23 protein-coding genes are annotated in these 19,855 nt (G+C 35.2%); 15 read left to right on the top strand and 8 right to left on the bottom strand.

Translation table 11 applies throughout. The annotated features are described in order from the left end of the window. Positions 1–185 precede the first annotated feature (185 nt). The 3 genes from ACXAEY_RS22565 to ACXAEY_RS22555 all read left to right on the top strand — a co-directional run bounded on the left by ACXAEY_RS22565 (position 186) and on the right by ACXAEY_RS22555 (position 2,218). On the top strand, positions 186–1,085 hold the full coding sequence (locus ACXAEY_RS22565; protein WP_474815374.1) for a hypothetical protein: 900 nt from the start codon (positions 186–188) through the stop codon (positions 1,083–1,085). Between the two features lie 195 nt (positions 1,086–1,280). Continuing rightward, positions 1,281–1,925, top strand: coding sequence for a hypothetical protein (locus tag ACXAEY_RS22560; RefSeq protein WP_474815373.1), 645 nt, complete (start codon positions 1,281–1,283; stop codon positions 1,923–1,925). A 41-nt stretch (positions 1,926–1,966) separates the two neighbouring features. Beyond that, entirely contained in the window at positions 1,967–2,218 is a 252-nt protein-coding gene (locus ACXAEY_RS22555; protein WP_474815371.1) for a hypothetical protein, read from the top strand. A gap of 141 nt (positions 2,219–2,359) precedes the next feature. Here ACXAEY_RS22555 and ACXAEY_RS22550 read toward each other — a convergent pair whose 3' ends face one another. Beyond that, positions 2,360–3,640 carry a ribonuclease H1 domain-containing protein gene (locus tag ACXAEY_RS22550; RefSeq protein ID WP_474816520.1) on the bottom strand — a complete coding sequence of 427 codons (1,281 nt, stop codon included), beginning with the start codon at positions 3,638–3,640 and terminating at the stop codon, positions 2,360–2,362. Positions 3,641–4,306: 666 nt separating this feature from the next. On the opposite strand from ACXAEY_RS22550, the gene ACXAEY_RS22545 reads away from it, so the two are divergent. The 4 genes from ACXAEY_RS22545 (at position 4,307) to ACXAEY_RS22530 (ending at position 7,226) form a co-directional block, all read left to right on the top strand. Beyond that, positions 4,307–4,816: a hypothetical protein gene (locus tag ACXAEY_RS22545; RefSeq protein WP_474815369.1), complete on the top strand. Its 510-nt coding sequence runs from the start codon at positions 4,307–4,309 to the stop codon at positions 4,814–4,816. 221 nt (positions 4,817–5,037) lie between these two features. Further along, the gene (locus ACXAEY_RS22540; protein WP_474815367.1) at positions 5,038–5,235 is read left to right on the top strand and encodes a hypothetical protein; all 198 of its coding nucleotides are present in this window, start codon (positions 5,038–5,040) and stop codon (positions 5,233–5,235) included. A 35-nt stretch (positions 5,236–5,270) separates the two neighbouring features. After that, on the top strand, positions 5,271–5,882 hold the full coding sequence (locus tag ACXAEY_RS22535; protein WP_474815366.1) for a hypothetical protein: 612 nt from the start codon (positions 5,271–5,273) through the stop codon (positions 5,880–5,882). Between the two features lie 183 nt (positions 5,883–6,065). Continuing rightward, complete coding sequence (locus tag ACXAEY_RS22530) at positions 6,066–7,226, top strand: hypothetical protein (protein ID WP_474815365.1); 1,161 nt, start codon at positions 6,066–6,068, stop codon at positions 7,224–7,226. 69 nt (positions 7,227–7,295) lie between these two features. On the opposite strand, the gene ACXAEY_RS22525 is transcribed toward ACXAEY_RS22530, so the two are convergent. Both ACXAEY_RS22525 and ACXAEY_RS22520 read right to left on the bottom strand, forming a co-directional pair. Next, positions 7,296–8,750 carry a cell wall-binding repeat-containing protein gene (locus ACXAEY_RS22525; RefSeq protein WP_474815363.1) on the bottom strand — a complete coding sequence of 485 codons (1,455 nt, stop codon included), beginning with the start codon at positions 8,748–8,750 and terminating at the stop codon, positions 7,296–7,298. A gap of 100 nt (positions 8,751–8,850) precedes the next feature. Beyond that, a complete protein-coding gene (locus ACXAEY_RS22520; protein ID WP_474815361.1) occupies positions 8,851–9,507 on the bottom strand; it encodes a hypothetical protein in 657 nt (218 codons plus the stop codon). Positions 9,508–9,755: 248 nt separating this feature from the next. Between ACXAEY_RS22520 and ACXAEY_RS22515 the strand changes: the two genes are divergently transcribed. Further along, positions 9,756–10,040, top strand: a complete 285-nt coding sequence (locus ACXAEY_RS22515; protein WP_474815359.1) for a hypothetical protein — start codon at positions 9,756–9,758, stop codon at positions 10,038–10,040. Positions 10,041–10,151: 111 nt separating this feature from the next. On the opposite strand, the gene ACXAEY_RS22510 is transcribed toward ACXAEY_RS22515, so the two are convergent. Together ACXAEY_RS22510 and ACXAEY_RS22505 are read right to left on the bottom strand one after the other, a co-directional pair. Continuing rightward, entirely contained in the window at positions 10,152–10,418 is a 267-nt protein-coding gene (locus ACXAEY_RS22510; RefSeq protein WP_474815358.1) for a hypothetical protein, read from the bottom strand. A 307-nt stretch (positions 10,419–10,725) separates the two neighbouring features. Further along, positions 10,726–10,887 (bottom strand): hypothetical protein, encoded by a 162-nt coding sequence (locus tag ACXAEY_RS22505; RefSeq protein WP_474815356.1) that lies wholly within the window; start codon positions 10,885–10,887, stop codon positions 10,726–10,728. 307 nt (positions 10,888–11,194) lie between these two features. Between ACXAEY_RS22505 and ACXAEY_RS22500 the strand changes: the two genes are divergently transcribed. The 3 genes from ACXAEY_RS22500 (at position 11,195) to ACXAEY_RS22490 (ending at position 13,152) form a co-directional block, all read left to right on the top strand. Next, positions 11,195–11,515 carry a thiol-disulfide oxidoreductase DCC family protein gene (locus ACXAEY_RS22500; protein WP_474815354.1) on the top strand — a complete coding sequence of 107 codons (321 nt, stop codon included), beginning with the start codon at positions 11,195–11,197 and terminating at the stop codon, positions 11,513–11,515. A 156-nt stretch (positions 11,516–11,671) separates the two neighbouring features. Continuing rightward, positions 11,672–12,016 carry a hypothetical protein gene (locus tag ACXAEY_RS22495; RefSeq protein ID WP_474815353.1) on the top strand — a complete coding sequence of 115 codons (345 nt, stop codon included), beginning with the start codon at positions 11,672–11,674 and terminating at the stop codon, positions 12,014–12,016. A gap of 857 nt (positions 12,017–12,873) precedes the next feature. Beyond that, on the top strand, positions 12,874–13,152 hold the full coding sequence (locus tag ACXAEY_RS22490; RefSeq protein WP_474815351.1) for a hypothetical protein: 279 nt from the start codon (positions 12,874–12,876) through the stop codon (positions 13,150–13,152). 518 nt (positions 13,153–13,670) lie between these two features. Here the strand turns inward: ACXAEY_RS22490 and ACXAEY_RS22485 are convergent. Together ACXAEY_RS22485 and ACXAEY_RS22480 are read right to left on the bottom strand one after the other, a co-directional pair. Then, positions 13,671–13,895, bottom strand: a complete 225-nt coding sequence (locus ACXAEY_RS22485; protein WP_474815349.1) for a hypothetical protein — start codon at positions 13,893–13,895, stop codon at positions 13,671–13,673. A gap of 14 nt (positions 13,896–13,909) precedes the next feature. After that, positions 13,910–15,277: a phage lytic cycle repressor MrpR family protein gene (locus ACXAEY_RS22480; protein WP_474815348.1), complete on the bottom strand. Its 1,368-nt coding sequence runs from the start codon at positions 15,275–15,277 to the stop codon at positions 13,910–13,912. Between the two features lie 209 nt (positions 15,278–15,486). Between ACXAEY_RS22480 and ACXAEY_RS22475 the strand changes: the two genes are divergently transcribed. From ACXAEY_RS22475 to ACXAEY_RS22460, 4 genes are all read left to right on the top strand, one after another. Continuing rightward, positions 15,487–15,666 (top strand): hypothetical protein, encoded by a 180-nt coding sequence (locus tag ACXAEY_RS22475; RefSeq protein WP_474815346.1) that lies wholly within the window; start codon positions 15,487–15,489, stop codon positions 15,664–15,666. A 508-nt stretch (positions 15,667–16,174) separates the two neighbouring features. Next, complete coding sequence (locus ACXAEY_RS22470; RefSeq protein ID WP_474815345.1) at positions 16,175–17,635, top strand: hypothetical protein; 1,461 nt, start codon at positions 16,175–16,177, stop codon at positions 17,633–17,635. Between the two features lie 263 nt (positions 17,636–17,898). Continuing rightward, entirely contained in the window at positions 17,899–18,240 is a 342-nt protein-coding gene (locus ACXAEY_RS22465) for a hypothetical protein (protein ID WP_474815343.1), read from the top strand. Between the two features lie 25 nt (positions 18,241–18,265). Then, complete coding sequence (locus ACXAEY_RS22460) at positions 18,266–19,225, top strand: HNH endonuclease (RefSeq protein WP_474815342.1); 960 nt, start codon at positions 18,266–18,268, stop codon at positions 19,223–19,225. 77 nt (positions 19,226–19,302) lie between these two features. Here the strand turns inward: ACXAEY_RS22460 and ACXAEY_RS22455 are convergent, their stop codons facing one another. Beyond that, on the bottom strand, positions 19,303–19,719 hold the full coding sequence (locus ACXAEY_RS22455; RefSeq protein WP_474815341.1) for a helix-turn-helix domain-containing protein: 417 nt from the start codon (positions 19,717–19,719) through the stop codon (positions 19,303–19,305). Positions 19,720–19,855: the final 136 nt, after the last annotated feature.

Here is a 19,855-nt window from a genome sequence, read left to right as displayed (position 1 = left end):
CTTAGTTAATGGGAAAAATATATTTTTAAATCAGTCTTTAAATTTCTAAATTTACATATTATTCTTTATAGTTTCGCATTATAATTAGTTTATCTTATTTGAGGAGGAAGGGCTATGCTGCCATAAGTCAGGAACAATTCATTTCGCACTGTTAAGGTCCATATCTGAGGAAAGCGGGGATCTTTGTGAAAAAGCTTCTGTTATCGACATTTGTTCTTCTAACCGTTATGGGCTGTTCTGTGAATGAAAGAGCTGTTAACCAAGAAATGAGTGAATCAGAAAAAAATGCTCCAGCCACTATAGAAGACAGAGAGAAGTACGTCGAGTCTAATGAATATATCATTGACCATGAAAACACAACAGAAGATGAACTCAATTACTTAACAATAAGGCTCAATCAAGAATTTACTAAAATGCCAATCAGTGAGCAATATCTGTACTTAGTAGATTTCTTTGAGGAATATAATGAAAAGTACGGACACCTTTTTGAAACATTCGGAAGTTTAAACGAAATGCTAGGATATGTTGGTGAAACGGAATTTCCAACTTACGAAGTACACCTGAGAACTTTTGAGTTTGTAGGAATCAACCTCAATATTGACCGCGAGGTAGGAGATAGACCAAGCGACAATATTCTTGAGCTTCTAGACGAACAAGATAAAGACATGGTTTCATCAGGAAAGAAAGCAGGTCTTACCCTAGCAGAAACAAATACGGACATAGAAGTACCAATCAAGAATACGATTATTACTACATCAGGTGAGATCAAAGGAGCTCTTGCAAGAACCAATGCAGTATCCACTTCTACTAGTACATCAAATCCTTCTACAAGTAATGATGACTCTGAAACCTACATTGATGGCATGACAGGAAACGAATGGGTATCGTTAACGGACAATCAGAAATTCCATGCTGTCTCCAATGCTCTATACAACCTAGACCAAAACGGTTTTACTATAACAGAGGACGAATATTACTTTATAAGTGCATTAGATGCCTTCTATACGGATAACGCTACTATGAGCACCCCAGTTAATGAAGCTTTAGCGACATCAGGTTTTATGTCTGGCGCTATATTAAAATAAGTAGTTATAACAGAGATTAGTAATAGATACTAGAAGTTTTAGATCACTCTCAAAATTGAGAGTGATCTTTTATTTTGATGAAAATCTAAAGTTTCTTACTCTTTTCGAATATTACTTAATTCGCTCAGTGATCACTAATAGTATGTTACCCTTGTCGAAGTGACCAAACGAGTAGAGGCAGGAAGGGGACCATAAATGAAGCACTTATTCATATTATTCTTAGGAGCAGGTTTTTTTATTGCGGGTTGTTCCTCAAATGATACGGGACAACTATCGGAAGGAAACAAACAATCCATAGAAGAAAAAGCGATTAGCGATGTGGAAAAGAAAATAGAAGAAAACAAACAAAAAGAGAGAGAAGAACGTGAGTCAATCATTGATACAAGGGCAATGGGAGAAGGAAAGGGTGTCGACCAAGAACTCATAAATAAATTCGTTCACGTAGGTGATACATTCACATCGGACGATGAGTTAATATTAAAGCTAACAGGCGGTTATACGACCACAGCTTCACATAATGATATCGTTTCAGAAGAATTAGATTATGATCAATTCTTAGTGTTGGAATTCAAAGTATCGAACCTTAGGGATGAGGAAACATTGTTATTGTACACTGATTTTTCAGGCATTACAGACGAGGATGAATTGATTGAAACAGAACCTTTCTATGACACTTACACTCAAGAGGAAGACTTTAATGGTCTTGAATTGCAGGGTGGAGAAAACGGTACCTTACGAATTGCTTTTGATGTTCCTGAATCCGACTTCTATGTGGTTAAATTCGATGAAGTATCTAACTTTAACGGCAAAGAAACTCTCATTTATGTTAAACCGTCATAAAGACCTAAATACCCTATCTTGACCAAAGGAGAACAACTAACATGTCTGAAGAAACGAATCTTAACCAAGAAAAAGAGAGACACTCTCATCTCAATGAGCCTCTCACAGAACGCGAGCTGTTCTTAGAAGAAATTGATGAGTTACTCCTCAAAAAGGAGAAGACGTTCGAATTAAACAAACTTAAACAAGCAATAGCTGCTGGCGAGAAGGAAGAAGCGAAAATTCTCTATAAGTATTCCGAACATATATCTGAAAAGGAATTCAATTCGCTTATCTCCGAAACAAAAGAATAGTGTTTTAAGAGGAAGATATAGATAAAGATGGATCTTGGATCCATGAGATGTGCTTCTCCGTTATTTGATACTCTATATACAAAAGACACCGCATATAAATTATTCGGTGTCTTTTTCTTATCATTGTCAGCAGCACATAACTTATCGCGATATTTTCTTTTGATAACGTACTTCCATCTTTTCTGAGTAATTTAGGAAAAATAAATAGCATTGTTTTTCCGTAACATCGATGTTTTTTTCATTGGCTTTCTTCAACATCAATTTAACCAACAGATCAATGTTCTGCATTAAAGAACCTAAGCTGTTGTATTTATACCTTTTATGATTAAAGACTGAGATTCCATAACTAACTAATCTTTGTCTGTCTTTATCATCAACAGTAAAACAGTAAACGGGGCTTTTAATCGAAACAGCTTCGCCTTTTAATTTTTTTATGTATTGACTATCATGCCGATTTCTAGCTACATTTACTTTCGCTTTCTTTTTGATAAGGATCTTTTGATAACGTTTTTCCATTTTCAACCCGTTTACAATAAAAAAGAGATAAGCTTGTTCCTGGGAAAGTGTTAAACCCTTGGTTTTTGCCTTCTCTATGAACTTAACTACAAAGTTTCCTAAATCCGATTTCACCGCATCATAATTTAAATACATATGGCGATAACTTAAAAAAACATTCTCACCACAGCTCAGCAGCTTTTGCCTGCTTTTTCCCTTTCCAGAGAAGCAATCAATGGTTTTCTTAATCTTTATCGCTTTCCTTCTCAATTTAGCGATGTATGCAACGTCTTCGACACCTATGAGAGCTCTACCATCAGTTCTCAAAAGAGCTTCTTTCGCTAATTGATCTGCCATCTCGTTATATCTATTTCCGTTGTGTGCTTTAACCTTAGTGAAATCAACTCTTAATCCATAGTGTTCAATCCACTTTTCCATGAACATCTTGTATTGTTTGGAAAAAGGATTCTTGGGCTTGTGCTCACCTGTGACAAGCTTCCTAACACCATTAAAATCATGGTATATTAACATGCTTCGCCCACCACTCATTGCAACATACTTTACCGCTTCCATGACTGCTTTAAGCTCACCCGCTACATTCTTTAAGGAAATGCCCGCTTCTTTATTGGCTCCTAGACCACTTTGAGTATGAGCAATCGCCTCATTCCTAACAGCTACGAATGCATAGGAATAATCGCTCGTATGATAATTGAAACCGCCATCAGTGTAAATGCTCGTCATATGTAAATTTGATAACTTTTCCGTTTGTTTTTCTTCAGCTAATCGGAAATATTTACGTCGTTTTCCACCAAGCAACTCCTGAGCTTCAGCCAGAGAGGAGCATTTTTTAACGGACGCCCCTAAAAACCCCTTAGTAACTTGCAATACTTCTTCCCACGTATAGTAAATACCTGGTTCTCTCCCCATAAGGACCGCATAACAAGTAGAATCGGTAGAATCATTCTTCTTCAATTTCAAACCTCCTTTCGGATTAACTCCTAGTTGTAGTTGCATTAAACAACAACTACGAAATTATGCTCATGTCACCAAATACGATATGGCAGCGAATTTCATACCCGAATAGATCTCGAACTTAAAAAACAAAAGAGAGCAATTTAAATTGCTCTTTGTATGTTAGGCAATATTAACATTCTTAAATTTAGTGATCTTACTGCATTTCAGACAATAAAGACCTGTACTGGGATCGTCATACTCTGACGAATGATCTCTTCTGTACCCACAGTTACAACTTACAATACAGCCTGGTGTCTTCGTATCTATATTCTCTATCTCTGCCAAACGACTCTTAGTTTTGACCAATCGATGTAACGCATTGAGGTATTTCATGTCAGACCCTCCTACTGTTGTTCATATATTAACTTTCTATATTATAAAAGGAAAAGCGAACAATTTACATACGAAAAATAACTTTTTATATCTTTTTACAATATATTTATAAATGGAACGGTGTGTGTTCATCCATCCGGCATGGAATCAGTTATCGAAAAATTAGAAACTCAATAAAGGAGTCTCTCCTTATTAGTTAAAAGGGAATTTTAGGAACTTAAACTAAACGAATAGGAGTGATTTTTTTTGAAAAAAGCAATGTTATCATTGGGCGCAGCATCGTTGATCTTTACTGCAGCTTGCTCAGAAGAAAAGACAGAGGTAACAGAACCGAAGAATGAGGCGATTTCCCAAACAGAGGTAAAAAGCGCTCTAATTGATCTGCAAATGGAGTTAACAACGACCATTAATAAGCAAGATGCTGCACTTTATTCTTTCGATAAGCTATTAGCTAAAGAGGAGCCACCAACTAAAGAAGAAGTAGAAGAGGCGAAGAAACATGCCACAGAAGCATCTCTAAACATTTCAAAGTCAATTAAAGATATGAAGATCCCATCGGACCTAAAACCCTTCGAGAGTGAACTGAAGGAAGTGATTACAGAACTTTCAACCGCATACGAAAAATGGGAAAACGTAAACGAAGAGAACGAACATCCAGAATATATTAAGCATTTTGATGTAGCCCAAGAAACGTTGACAGAGGTCTACAAACAAGTAGAACTAGCACCAGTAAGTCTAGCAACCGAATTAGAATAAAGTGATTCCAAAAGCTATAACAAATTGTTATAGCTTTTGTTTATATAGAATGAAACACTTACTTTACACGCATATAGAATATACTTTACATATACAATGCATATCCAAAACATATAAAAAACACGTATACATAGAACTAATTTATTAGCGTTTTTTTACATAGTTTTTATTCCAAGGATACATTTTTAATTATATTTACAGAAGCTTGCAGGAGGTGAATCATGACAACTAATAATAAAATTGCACTCTTTGTTTCTTTGACAGTGTTAGTAGGTTTTCCGATTATGTTCCTCTTTCTATCTATCTATACAGGACAATGGGGTTATCTTGCGTGGAGTATTGCACCTTCCTTCTCAGCGGGCATTACTGGTTTGCTGTTAACTCTGAGCAACAAAAAGAAGAGGGAAAATGATATATAACCGATAGTGACTTAGCTAATAACGAAAAAAAGTGAATGGGGATTTATGGTAAAATGGTTAACGAGAATACTCTGCTCTGGAACAAGCGTACAGTTAACTCTATAAAAGATGTAGCAGATTTCAAAACAATAGAACATGTTAAGGGGTTGGAAGAAATGAAAAAGTTATTGATGTTATGCAGTCTATTGCTACTGTTCGGATGCGCACAACAAGAAGAAAAGAATGATAATGCATATGAAGGAGAATTTGGAACATACGAAATAATGGATACTACTCTAATAGAGGATTATGGATTATTAAGAGAAGAATACGCCCAGTTGCAATGGAAAATAACATACACCAACACAACAAGTGAAGTAAGAAAACCTGTTGATTCAATTGAACTAGATATGGTTATTGAAAATGAAACCGACGTCGAGTTAACAGAAATTCCATTCTATAAAGTAAAACATGCAGGAGATCAATTGTCAGAAGAAAAAAAGTTAATTAATAATGGTTATTTAAATATCAAACCAGAAGCGACTGTAGAACTAATAGTAGGAGCTACCGTAGAAGAAGAAAAAATAGATTCCATTTACTTACGAAATAGAAATCCACAGGGTCAAAATGGAGAACGATTTGAGAAAAAAGTAAAAGTAGAAAAATAGATTCGATTTAAAATCCGTATCACAAACCGTTTAGGTTCGAGATGCGGATTTTTTCTTTGTTGTTTCACCTCACAACGAATCCATTAAAACTATAACCATTGATAAATATTCATCCTCCATTTTCTTGGTCAAAATCATTCGTCAGTTTAGGATGTTGACGCAAGCAAAAGGAGGGATCACTTTTTGAATAATGGTTTAAAACGCATGGTAGTTTTTAATACAGCAACTTCGGTAGTGTTTACATTTGTAGACCTATTCGTAAACTTATACATATGGGTCCAAAATAAACAACTTCTAGACCTTGTTTGGTTTAACTTCTTTATGTTCTCATTGTGGAGTTTTTCTTATGTAAGTGGGTCATATCTATTTTACAAAAAAGACTTAAAAGCTGTGATGAGAGTAGGAGCAGTGTTTTCCTTAATCCTTTTTAGCCTGTTATCCTTCGTCACGATAGAGGATCCATTTCATTGGATTGCTTTTGCAGGAGCAATATATGGATTGATGAGAGGAATCTTCTCAGCAGGAATAACACTCGCACTATCCTTCTTAGGAGACGGAAAAGAATTTAAAGAGTATTTTCAGCAGTCCGCTTTTTGGAGAAAAGCGGTAAACATATTCATCCCGCTCCTCTTCGCATTTGTATTATCAGTTTTGGATTACGAGAATACATTTATCGTTATGTTCTTCTTTTCTGTAGGACTATTCTTATTAAGTTTCATTTTGCCTGACATCGCACCCAAAAGGAGTGAGATTACTAATCCTTTTAAAAAACATCTATCTATATTTAAAGTGTTCAAAGGGGATAAAATCAAGCTGCTTCCATATTCTTATTACTTCGGAGGTATGTTTGCTGAATTTCAGACAATATTCTTAATGTACTTTACATTTACAATAACCGAAGACAAATTTTTTGTTGCAGGTCTAAATGTTTTTTATACACTTTTAGTTTTCTTTATGATTAAAATCTTTAATAAGTCAACACTCTCACCAGTAACCTGGATGATCATTGGTATATCAATGGCATTCATTGGCTTGGGGTTATCTATAACTTTATCAAACCTTTGGTTGTTAATACCGAATATACTTTTGGTGATTGGAAACTTTATTTTCCGAACAAACTATTTCGCCCAACAATATGAACAACTGGGAGGGAAGGGGAAGACGCATCGCATACAAATAACAATTTGGAGAGAAGTTATCCTTTGCATTTCTCGAATATCATTTTTGCTAATTATTATTGTATTACATGCTACGGATTTATTTTCTATTTACATCTTATTAGTAATGGTTATTTTAACAACAAGTGTTGTGCCGTTCATTCATTCAAAGTTTAACAGCCAGTAAAATAAAACCCACAAGCTATTGTAACTTGTGGGTTTTGATTATTTAACGTTATCAACCTAACATGTATTATTACCAATAGCGATAATAGATATCGATCATAGAGATTGGACTTCCACTTTTATTCTTTGAGTGGTAAGAGTGGTATGTTCCCGATTGATAATCTTCTGAATCATCTACTGTGAAAACATACGAACCGTTGGAATAATAACGATCAGCATTGTACGAAGCGTAAAGGTCATTAGGGTTGTAAGCTTTTTCTATTTCATCAAAGTTGCTGAAATAGGAGGAAGCTTTTTTACCTTTAATATTAACACCTACAACACCATAATCTTCGAAATGAACGAATTTATACTGAATATCGCCATATTGGTATGCATATTCTGTTTCCATACCTATTACTTTATCCGGTTCACCCAGTTGGCTCTTTACATACTCTGGTGAACATCCAAAATAGAATTCCTCAAAGGTTTTATATAGGTCTGCATACATCGATGTATTGTGAATAGGGTTATCACACCCTTTGTCACTTGCACCTTTTAGTTGGTATTCAACCGCTTCTCCAATAATTCCTTTGCCACCAATAATTCCAAACGACTTGTACTTAGGAATCAAACTCTTAGTAGATTCAGGAATTTTACTATCGTTTATTAGTAGTATAGGAGCGTTATCTTTAGCAGCGAGTGCTGAGCCAGCAAGAGCATCAGGGAAGTTTCTACCTGTAGCTACATAAGCTTTATCGGTTCCTAATCTTAAATTAGTGATTATGGATTTTGCAGTTTCATATCGATCTGAACCACCATACCTGGATACAGAGGAAACAGGTAAACTGCTTTCTACTTTCTTACTAACGACCGCAGTGCTACCTACAATAATCGCTTTATCCATAGATTGAATAACATTTCGAGATGCACTTGGTAACTCATCTTGAGCAGTTAGTAAAATAGGGATTCCGTTTTTAGCTGCATATGGCGCAATAGCAAGAGCATCAGGGAAATTCTTACCGTATGCAATAACAGCCGTTTTTGAGTTCAGTTCATTTGCGATAAGAGCGGCAGTTTCATATCTACTCTTTCCGCCAATTCTCTTCACATCTAAGTTCATATTCTTCAGCTCGTTGGAAACACTTTTCGAAACAGCACCTTCGCTTCCAAGAATAATGACCTTCTTCGCTTTAAGTCTCTTAATCTCGTCTTTCGTAACACCTGTTAGACTTTTAGTGTCCGTTAACAAGATCGGAGCATTCTCTTTATATGCAAGGGGAGCCCCAGATAAAGCATCAGGGAAGTCACTACCTTTTGCTAACACAACTGTTTCGGCAGTAGTCCAACCATCTTGAGAAATTTTTATAGCCGTTTCATATCTATTCTTGCCCGAAAGTCGGCTTGTGGTAACTGAAGTGTTTAATGTTTGGATGTTCGTATCATTAGCCTTATCCGAATCGTTTGAGTTCGCATAGGTAGTCCCTTGGAAACCAAGAGAGAATAGTAACAATGCAACAATGAACAAATAATAAATTTTCCCCAAAAATACACGTCCCTTATTTTATTTTTAGATTATGAAACTAAAACCCAAATACACCTCCACCCTTTTCTAAAATGTTATATAGCTTATTTGCTTGTTATGATCACCTATGTTGAACGTTAAACCCAGGCTTTCCATATCGGATCATCGCTTTTTCAAGTTCCTTAACTGTCTTAACATCTTCTTGAGAATTACCAACCACTAAAATTGAAATCGATATATCATCCGCATTTTCATTCATCTTTTGACCCGAACCATGCGTTCTCCCGCTATCACTATCTCTCACATAGTCTCTCAAACGCTTTCTGAAGCCTCCATTGCTATGTTCAATCGCTCTACCAATATAAACAATTTTTCCGTTCTTCTCACCTTTATATAAACCTATACTCTTATTATATGCACTCAATTGGTCTAAAGTGAGCGAACTTAATCTCCCTAAATATATCCATCCACTGTTCCATTGAGCTACAGTCTTACCTCCGTACTTTTTCTCTTCATGGTTTGAAGGACTATATGTGGATTTTGCTTTCTCTATTTTTTCACGCTGCACTTTAACTTTTCTAGCAAACTCAGGATCTTTCATTCGACCGGACTGCTCATACTCTTGTAATTTCTTTTCGTTCTCATTTATCTTCTTCATTGCCTCTCTTCTTAAAGAAGCTTCTCGTTTTGCAGACTCTTGCTGTAGCTTATAAGCTACCTCAGGTGCCTTTTCAGCCGCTTTTTCAACCACTTTACCTACCTTACTCCAAAATCCCATCAAATACCCCCCGTTAATTATTGTTTTGATGTAAAAAATGGTAACTTATATCTATTTTACCATATAAGGTTAGATGTTCATTCAAAAGGGGATTACTCAGAAAGATGAAATTGACGAGTTAGAAAGTCACTCAGCTTAGCTTAATGAAAAGCAAATTCAAAAGCTGTATAATAACTAAATAATTAATATTGAAGAGATGTACAATAATCATATGGAAAATGTTAATACGAAAATGGAGGAATCTTAAAATGGAAAACACTAATTACAAGGTTGAAGAAACTTTTGACGGACTGCCTGAGTTATGCTTCTGTAAGTATGAAACTACTGGTGAGACGGTATTAATCAAGCGTGGAGTAAGAGGTTACTTCCCACAGGATGAACTGAAAGACCGCAACCCAGACGTGTTAAATGAAATATACGATGTATCAAAGGCTCAATCAGAAGCAATGAAGAAGGGTAGCTTGTTCGGTTGGCATGTACCAGCTTCAAACCCTAAAATGTACGATGAAAATGGAAAGCCAGTGAAGGGGTGAGGTTTCGGATGATCCTTGAAACTTGTTCGAGAATAGCACAGTGTCGCACCAACTTCCACATATCAAAAAAGAGCAAATGATGACCTATCATTTGCTCTTACTATTTATGAATTAGCTTTTATTACTTTTCCTAAATGGATTCTTTAATCCAACATATACTGATTCCACATCACACTCGAATGTCTCCCCAATATCCTCTTCGACCTTCTCAAGCATCCATTTTAGGGTCGGTTCTAGCTTTTGATGTAACATAAGTTCTTCATATTTACTCTGGTCTTGTTCCTTAATCGGCATCAGAAAAGTCACCTCTGTACGAATATGTGGCTTCCCTTTGTGCATCTCAATGACATGTTTATTCTTAACCTTTTCAGAAAACATAAATGCGCCTCCTCATAGATACTTTAAACGTAAAGAACGTTTGCTGTATCATTTTCTATCATTGTACTATGGGATAATAGCAATTGAGAAAAATAATAACAAACAACCCCTTTATCCTTAGGAGGCTTAATCTATTTACTTCTATTTATCTAAGGAAATTTTTCGAGTTAGAAAGATTTCAGTATAGCTATATCGAACATATTTCGAATTTAAGTCATGCTTAAAATCAATAACTTGCCCATTTAACCAGTTGTTTTCATCTAGGTGAATTAATGAACGCTCATCCTCGGGTCAATCGCAAGCACTCCTAAATTAAACATCTTGTGATGATTTGGACATAACACGATACAAACTCTTCCAATTTCTTCTCATTCTCCACTACCTTCTTCATTGCTTCTTTTCTCATAGCGTCTTCTCGTTTTGCAGATTCTTGCTGAAGTTTATGTGCCACTTCAGGAGCTATTTTCAAGAGCGGTACCAACTACTTTACCTACCTTATTCCAAAATCCCATTAAATACCCCAAGTAATGTATGAATTTGTTGTAAAAAATGGTAACTTAAAACTATTTTGCCATACACCTATGGATGTGGGTTTAAAAGGGTATATCCGTATCAAAGAGAAGAGGAACATATGATATTAATAATGTAAATGGTAGTCTTAACTTAGTAACTTGAGAAATGAGTGATAAGCATGAAAGATAAAGAAGAGCAAAATATCATTCTGTTTGATGGCGTTTGTAATATGTGCAATGGCTTAGTGAAATTTATGTTTAAGTATGATAAAAAAAGGTGTTTTCTCCTTTGCTTCTTTGCAGTCTGATATTGCCTCAAAGTTATTGGAAGAGGCAAATATAAAAGAAATACCAGATAGCGTTATCGTCATTAGGGAGGGGGAGACTCTTCTTAAGTCATATGCAACATTATATATTGCGAGAAGATTAGGTGGGGTATTTCGACTGTCTATGATTGCGTATATCCTTCCTAGAGTCATTCGAGACCGGTTATATGATGGCATTGCAAAAAGACGATACAAATGGTTCGGGAAAAGAGAAGCGTGCATGCTTCCGACGAAAGAACAGAAGAAAAGATTCCTCTAGTTGTACATGTACCAGGTCTTTCTCAGCGTAGCCACAAACAACCTTTATACCTATTTTTTGATTGGGCTAGGGTCAAATGCTTTTCTATTCTACTACTTGACAATAATTTAATTGATGTTATTTAAAAGAAAAACACTATTAAAAGGAGTTTTTCTTATGATTAGTAGCATTTCTAAAAAGGTGAAGAACACTTTGTATGTAGCAAAGATCAAAAGAGCATGTAGAGCTAAAAAAATGAACTATAAAAACTTCATAAAGACTAACCCCGATGCAAATATAAAATGTAAATTTTCTAACGAACAATATTCAATAATGGTTGTTGGCAAAGGAAATCATGTTGAGTTCTGGAAAAGAAACGGTTCGAAATTCGATTTTATTAATTACTATGATACCTCTTGCCGTACCTGTTTTAACAACGGAATAGTTAGACGTGCTTATAATAAGGACGTTGATGACTTATTAGTCTTTTTAGAGTTAGAAGAATATCGTCAAAAGATGTAATTAAAGAAAATAATACCTCGTAAGCAATCTATATTTTAGATTGCTTTTTTTACGGTTAATTTTTTATCGATGAGATGAAAGAAATACTTGCTAGCAACATAGTAATAAGAGAAGGGCAAGCACACTTTACGTCTTATGTACCTGAATATGCAAGAGGCTAGGAGGATCCCATAGCCTCGTAATATTTCACTAACTCTCGTTTATACTTCTTAATCTTCTGTAGTACCTAAGATAAGAATGGTTTGGAGGTTCCTACTAAGAAGAAAAAGGGAGGGGTTCTAGAATATTTCCTAGCCAGTCAACAATTTAGAATTACTGGTCAGTTACGCAAATATAAACAAATTGGAGGGAAGCATGAAATATTACAGGCACAAATTCCATGTTTTTTTAGAAGGCAATGATCGCTGTTTGCAGATTTATGCCATTGAGGATAACTATTGCTATAGATTTACTTACAAATGCCCCAAATTTAAAAACCAGTTCACCTTCCTTAGAGTTTCTAGGAAAGAACTTGGGACGACCAATCTTTATAGAGATGTACCGGACACAAACAATAGAAACTATGAGCAATTCGCCAACTATTTAATCAACTTTAAGATAAAGACGTTAGAAGAAGAACTTAGAGAGAAAGAAACACTAGTCAGAACACAAATAGTGACAAATAAAATCATTAGAAGAGCCGTTAAAAAGCATATTTAGTTCATCACATGCCACATCAAACTTTTTTAGGTTTGATGTGGCATGTGATGTTTTATTTTTGCAAAAGTCATTTTAAAGAGATTTGCGATTTTTTACACATTAATTAGATTAGGTCTAAAATATGGGAGAATACAAATACAAAATTAGGAGTGAATGAATTGAATAAAAAAAGAACAGTAGTAGAAGAACTGGATAACTATCTTATCGTAGAATACTACGCCAACACTCTATACACTAATGATGATAAGGAGACGGGCAATCCATACTATGGAGACATCTACTCGAACAAGGAAGAAGTTTTAGTAGACCACCCTGATGCAGAAATCCTTCAAGGATTCGGATTTATTGATAAAATTACAGGATACCAACCTGACGAAACACCAGATTGGTTTGATAGTGTCGAGGAAGTAAAAGATTTTATTGACGAAAATTTATAATTATCGAAACCTCTTGCATCGTATTGCAAGAGGTTTTTGTTATTAGGAGGCTTTAGTAACGATTATTAACTTTAACTATAAATACTATAATCAGGATTTAGATTTCTTTTTTGTAGGGTAAATCTTATTAATTACAGTAACAACCGCTGTTGTTGTTAAACCCAACGCTATCCCTTTAATCAGTACATTGTCAGGTAATATGAGATACTCGATAGTCATCAAAACCATCACAATCATCCAGATGAGTAGAAACTTTTTTCCAAAAGTCATCTTTCACCTCCGTTCGCCATTCTCCCGCACATTGTTAGTAACGAACTTTCGTTTACCTTAAACAAGTTTTCCCTGTTCGCCACACCAATTACTTTAATCACGATTTACCCTTACTAGGCATCACCAAACAAGAAAACGTGTTTATCAAGAGAAAAAGCAAATGATTTGGAGAAATCATTTGCTTATAACAAATTCTATTATCGTATTTATTCCTTATATAACGGTATGTAAAGGACCGTATTAAGAAGTTACGTATCTAATTCAGTCAAATCACCGGTACCGCTATTTTCTGTAAGCAACTCACTTATTCTGGTCGTCCCCAGATTGTATGCTAACAAAAGAAACAACTTTTCCCGTTCTTCTTGTGAAAATAACAGATACCCTGAGTCAATTTCCATACTGACGTTTGGAGCGAATTCAGAAAACAAGTCATAATCCACTTTTTGAGGTTCTTTTTCCAGTTTTATTTTCATTGTTAGTGCCCCTTTCATTGATTTAGTTCAATCTTTCGAGGGAGGAATACTTCAGTATAAGCATACCTAATATGATTACCCTTTACACTATGCTTGAAATCAATAATTTGTCCGTGCAAAATATTCTTTTCGTCCAAATGAACCAATGATCGTTCATCTCTCGGATCAATTGATATCACCCCTAAGTCAAATAACTTATGGTGGTTCGGACATAATACAATACAGTTGCTGACATCATCAGGACCTTTATGCAAGTCGTTATAAGGTCGAATGTGGTGAACTTCGGAGTAGGGGATACCTTCAATCTCTGTTAGGTTTGATTGACACACCTGGCAAGTGTGATTGTAAAGTTTTTTTAGAACTTTTACGAATAGCTGGTTACGTTTTAAACGATCTATTGTGGTTGTATTCTTTTCTGGTTGAGCAGGTCGAATGTCATCAAAATTGTTTTCTATACGAGACATTAAATAGTGTTGCGCAGACTTATTATCTGGTAGACCGAAGTAATTAAGAGTGCGAACTGCAGCTTCTCTAATTTCTTGTCTCGTTATAGCATGAACAGTCTCAATATTACTTAAGAGCGTCTTTGCATAATGATTTTGTCCACTATATAAAATCGTTGTAGCTCTTAAATTATCTATGTTGGATAGTCTCGCTATCCTAATAAGGGCTTGGCTAATTCTTTGAGGCTTAACTTGAGACTTTCCTCTGATCCCCTTTAAAACATAACCTGCTTTTTTCATGTCATATGTCCTTGATTGTTTCCCATTTACGCTTACGTACTTTTTCTGGTTGTAGGCATCATTAATTAGGGTAGCAGTCTCTGGAGATATATTAATCGTCCGATCAGGTAAGTGAATTTCGTGGTTGTTGAAATCTACATCTTTGTACTTCAAATTGACCAATTCATTAAACGCATTCTTATGATTTAACCCTTCAAAAATCAAAGCTATAATGACCCCATCTTGCGCATTGTCCGTCTCCATCGCCATGCTCATTATTTCGTTCTCCGTAAAAAGCATATTCTCTGAATTATCATGATCAATCAATCTATTTTTTGCTTCTTTATAATTGAATAAACTGATTGGGCTATCTTCGCGAAGAGTATGTCCTTCTTCAACAGAGAATTGGATGTACTTATGAATTGTCGATAGCGTGTTATCTAAACTCCTTATAGTTCTAGCCCTCAATGATTTTAGGAACATCTCCAATTCTTCAGGTGTAAAAGAATGCAGGTCTTTTCCGTAGGTTTTTTCAAACTTCGCTAAATGCCTGAAAAGAACCTTAATAGGGCGTTGTGTAGCAGTGGGATATTTCTCAAAGAAAACTTGCTTCAATTCAAATTGGTAATATGATTCTGGCTTATCTTTTGTTAATTGCATCGATGCTATCTCCTTTTTGCCCTAATTTGATTGTTAGAATCACACTTTTCATTAAGTGCGTTTTTTGAATAAACACTAAAACAACTCCAACCTATTATATATGAATTGATGAATTTCGGTTATTTTGCAATTGATTACTTGCTAACTCTATCTTTTCCATGATTGATGTACCTCCCAATAGGGGAATTGCCCCATAAGGAGGGATAACGATGAATAAAAGACTGTTTTTAAAAGCACTAATGGTGGCAGTCTATGCGTACATTCTTACTTGGATTCTCGACTTTATCATCGATAATAGCCTTAGTTCTACTTTTAAAATTTCTATATCTATTACCCTTGCTTTCTTTGCATACATTCAAATGTATAACAATAAAAAGAAGACCCATTGATTATAGGGTTTATGATTAACGGAAATTCAGAAATAACCGACTCCTCATGGGGGGCGGTTTTTTCGTTACATACGCACCTTTTGTAGTACCTCAAATGATTCTTCGATGACACCTTTTCGGATGAGAATCTTACAAACTTTGTTTGTTTTAGAAGCGTTTATTCCAAGTTCTTTTCAGGTAGCAAACCAAAAATATACCTACCAAATTTAAAAGCTAGGATATCAAAAAAACAAATTTTATCACGTTATATTTAAAACCCCTTTTCACATTAAAACGTAGCGATTATAGATTTTAATATATATTCTATTCTTAATATATTATGGAAAAATATAACATACTTTTAATAATATTAAAACATTGCTATACTACAAAAGTCTTATTTTAGCCGGGTTAATAAGTTGTGATTTTATATTTTAATAAATCTTTTAATGATTTTACTCTTCTTAATCCTACATAATGAATAAATTTTAATTGAAACTTGGTAAAAAATGAAAGGGTGTTTATTTTCGTGAAAAAATTATTGATGAGTTTAGTTTTAACAAGTGTTGTAGCTACAGCTTGTTCCTCTGAAGACAAAGTTTTGGACAAAGTTGAAAAAGAGGAATATGTCGAAGCTGTAGAAGTCTATGAAAAGGTATTAGCAAAAGGTGAAATTGAAGATCAAGATGCATTCGAAAAAGGTATCACAAAAACAGTTAAAAAGAATTTAAAAGCAAACATTGATGACAAAGATTTTGATAGAGCCCTATTGCAAATCGAACATTTAGAAAAATTCTCATTCATGGATGACTATTTAATGTCTGCCAAGACCACTGTAGAGTATGCGAAAGGATCAGAAGAGTCTTTCCAAAGAGGACTTACTTTATATGAGGAATCCAAACTAGAATCGTCTCTTAAACATTTTCATGCAGTAAGAGAAGATGACAAAGAGAATTACAAAGAAGCTCAAAAGTATATTGATGAAATCATGTTTACAAAAGGAAAGCAATTTTACGATGAAGCTTCATCTGGAGGAAGATCTAAACACTATGAGTCTGCTTATAACTCCCTTATAGAAGTGTCAGAGCAGGACAAAGAACTATATAATAAAGCTCAAGAATTACTGAACATAGTTAGGTTCAAATTAGGGGAAGAAGACCTTTCCTATTTGAGCGAGATACCTGAGAGCAGCAAAATATACAAAAAAGCTCAGACAGCGTTAAACAATGAAGGCTATAAATTATTGATTACCGAAGATTATGGCTCCGTTAGGCACGGCTTTAACCTTGTTTCACATGACTATTTCTCGAAATATTTAGAAGAAAATCAAAACCTTCTCATATATAGTCGCTTAAAGGACTATGTTGACGACATGCCAGCAACACCTTTTGGAACAGCCATGCATTTTTACCATATGAATTATGGTGATGCAAGCTACAATAGCGGTGATGAGTATGAGAATGATATCAGTCTTGATGTACGAGGTTTCTACGCCGACACAAGAAAAATGGATGATCTCGAAGCGAAAAATATAACCAAAGACGGTGAATGGATTCCAATGATAGGGATAGACGTTGGCAGCGACGAGTTCTACCCTGGGAACATTACATTCCATGTGGAAGACATAGATATTCCTCTCCATTTCCAAGAAGATAAGTTAGAGGGACATGAAATGATACAAGAAGACTGGTACTCTATGCTTCATGATTACGCAAACTATCGCAGACTTGATGCTAGAAAACTTCTTGATGACTTTGATACCTTAGGTTTTTCTGATGAACCTGTAGACATGACAGTTGAGGATATCAAAACAGGGGAAACCACCATGTACAAAGATATTTTTGATGTTGAGCAAAAACAACATTTTCTAGACTTTGTAAATCACTATAAAGTAGTGCAAAATTGGTACCCAGAAGAAAGTGATGCTTATTATAAAATACTTAAGGAAGAGTTGTACACTGAAGATTTCTCATGGGAACTGGAAGACTAGCTTTCAGAAGGTTAACCTGAATAACCACCTGATAAGAGCTTACACTTCCTAAATGGGCACATATAATTAATGGATAGTCAGTCGATCATAAGGCTGATTATCCTTTTTTATTCGACAATTAGACCTGAATTGTAATGTATCTTTGCGAACTAGTGTTTTGGTATACTGAAAAGTAACAAATATATCTACCTACTCTAGAACCACTCATAGTAACGAGTAAATTAAATTTGTAGTAGGAAACCAACTACTAAAAGGAGAATGAAATGTTACAAGAACAGCGAAACGTATTAAAATCCATTGATGAATCTATACTTTCGGTAAAAAGTTTAAGAAGAAAATATGATTTCAACGAAAAAATCCTACGCATATTAAAGTTTGGATTAATACTAGCTATACCTATTTCGATTTACAACTTTATTAGCCATCTAGTTAATGGAGAAACAAATTTACTTCTTCCATTGGGTCTTCTCTTCTTAGTAGGGATTACATACCAACAATACTTTTCGCTTTCTAAGAAAAATCAGAGAAACATACAAAAGAACATCCTTATCCTTCAACGATTATCTACTGCAAAGAAGCTAAAAGTTTCGAAAGCAGAGGAATAATACATTTTGTAGAGAGGTTGATTACATGGATGGCAACCCATTCGATTCGTTCGATTCGGATACGATCTTAATCTCTAGGAATCGAAAATTTCAGGATTTACAAGACCTTTCCTCGATTCTAAAAAGTGTAAAACTTAAAGAAAACCATCTAAACATAGGTAACTTCACATTGCAGGGCAGGTCAGGAATTTCTTCACCTCTCCAGTATAGTCACGAAACATACCAGTTGCTTGGTGAAAATCACAATTACAGTTTTGACATTTTGGATGGTGTGATTGAATTATCCCTGCAGCTATACGAGAACCTAAATGGACACTACCGAATAAATTCATTTTCTCGTTGCAATGGGGTGGAAGGTCAGATTTTTTCTATGAACCTTACCACCGAAAAAGATGCCAAGGGATCTATTTTCTTCATGCGGAAAATCAAGTTCTCTGAGAGGTATAAAACTTCAAGCGACCATGCCAAGAAACACAGAGCACTGAAGAGGGATATCTTTTGTAACCTTCTCACTAGATTAGGTTTTGAGGTAACAGACAACTACGACTTACTATTAGGGGTTTACGATACAAAAACTCAGTCATTCCTTAATACGTCCCCTGAAAAGTTTATCAAAGACTTTCTGATGATTTCCTTATTGAAAGGGCATTTTATGGGTAACAAAGGGTATGAATTAGAAACCTTACCATCCTACTCTCTGGAGCAACCCTCACCTATCCCCACTGAACCTAGTGAAGAGATGCTACCGGAAAAAGTAAAGAATCAGAAAACAAGCAGAAGTATCCCGCTCGGATTGCGATTCAAAGTTTTAGAGAGAGACAGAGAATGTAAATTGTGTGGTCGATCCCCACAGTCAGGAGTTATTCTACATGTTGATCATATTGTCCCGTTTTCCTTGGGAGGACTTACTACATACGAAAACCTCCAAGCCCTTTGTAGCGATTGCAATATAGGCAAAAGCAATAGATCGATAACAAGGTATTAAGCGAACAATCATTATTGGGACCAACAAATAAGAGTAAGTAAAAATGAGGAGCCCTACTATAGGCGCTCCTCATTTTTCTAATCTAATTTATTTATCTTTATTAAATTTTCCCTCGCCATTTCTTTTAGTTGTAATGGCATCTCTCGGTTTTCCATCCAATCGTCACGCTGCTTAGCGAATTGCAAATACAAGTCATCAGGTAACTTTATTTCAACAAGATCGGACATCTTCGTACAGCGCAAAGCAGCCATTATTGAGAGCAGGTGTACTTTATTAATACTATTCATTTTCCCATTTACCCATTCGGATATAGTGCCTACGCGCAAACCAGTAATGTTAGCCAATTCCTTCTGAGTCATATTACGCTCTTTTAGTCGCTCATCAAGCTTCCAAACCATATGAGCATCTTTCATTACCATAGCTGTAGAACGAACGACTTCATTCATCAATGTATTTGTATTTTCGATTACTGTTGATACTTTTTCTTTCCTCACCAGAATCCCCTCCACTTACTAAATCACTAAATAATAGTACCATTACACCGTGATACTATACTACCCTTGAGTAAATTCCTGCATACACCACCAACCAATAGAATATTGTCATTCAACTAATGTAAAGTGCAGTTAG

This window comes from Anaerobacillus sp. ABA4_114, assembly GCF_056159065.1.
The sequence above is the reverse complement of the archived record's forward strand: the minus strand, read 5'-3'. Positions and strand labels throughout refer to the sequence as shown.

Excerpts from the sequence above, each read along its gene's own strand:
- ACXAEY_RS22495 (WP_474815353.1), top strand. The coding sequence starts at position 11,672 with ATGATTAGTAGCATTTCTAAAAAGGTGAAGAACACTTTGTATGTAGCA.
- ACXAEY_RS22535 (WP_474815366.1), top strand. The coding sequence starts at position 5,271 with ATGGGGATTTATGGTAAAATGGTTAACGAGAATACTCTGCTCTGGAAC.
- ACXAEY_RS22550 (WP_474816520.1), bottom strand. The coding sequence starts at position 3,640 with ATGGGGAGAGAACCAGGTATTTACTATACGTGGGAAGAAGTATTGCAA.
- ACXAEY_RS22460 (WP_474815342.1), top strand. The coding sequence starts at position 18,266 with ATGGATGGCAACCCATTCGATTCGTTCGATTCGGATACGATCTTAATC.
- ACXAEY_RS22485 (WP_474815349.1), bottom strand. The coding sequence starts at position 13,895 with ATGAAAATAAAACTGGAAAAAGAACCTCAAAAAGTGGATTATGACTTG.
- ACXAEY_RS22555 (WP_474815371.1), top strand. The coding sequence starts at position 1,967 with ATGTCTGAAGAAACGAATCTTAACCAAGAAAAAGAGAGACACTCTCAT.
- ACXAEY_RS22475 (WP_474815346.1), top strand. The coding sequence starts at position 15,487 with ATGAATAAAAGACTGTTTTTAAAAGCACTAATGGTGGCAGTCTATGCG.
- ACXAEY_RS22465 (WP_474815343.1), top strand. The coding sequence starts at position 17,899 with ATGTTACAAGAACAGCGAAACGTATTAAAATCCATTGATGAATCTATA.
- ACXAEY_RS22560 (WP_474815373.1), top strand. The coding sequence starts at position 1,281 with ATGAAGCACTTATTCATATTATTCTTAGGAGCAGGTTTTTTTATTGCG.
- ACXAEY_RS22515 (WP_474815359.1), top strand. The coding sequence starts at position 9,756 with ATGGAAAACACTAATTACAAGGTTGAAGAAACTTTTGACGGACTGCCT.
- ACXAEY_RS22520 (WP_474815361.1), bottom strand. The coding sequence starts at position 9,507 with ATGGGATTTTGGAGTAAGGTAGGTAAAGTGGTTGAAAAAGCGGCTGAA.
- ACXAEY_RS22500 (WP_474815354.1), top strand. The coding sequence starts at position 11,195 with ATGATAAAAAAAGGTGTTTTCTCCTTTGCTTCTTTGCAGTCTGATATT.
- ACXAEY_RS22480 (WP_474815348.1), bottom strand. The coding sequence starts at position 15,277 with ATGCAATTAACAAAAGATAAGCCAGAATCATATTACCAATTTGAATTG.
- ACXAEY_RS22510 (WP_474815358.1), bottom strand. The coding sequence starts at position 10,418 with ATGTTTTCTGAAAAGGTTAAGAATAAACATGTCATTGAGATGCACAAA.
- ACXAEY_RS22540 (WP_474815367.1), top strand. The coding sequence starts at position 5,038 with ATGACAACTAATAATAAAATTGCACTCTTTGTTTCTTTGACAGTGTTA.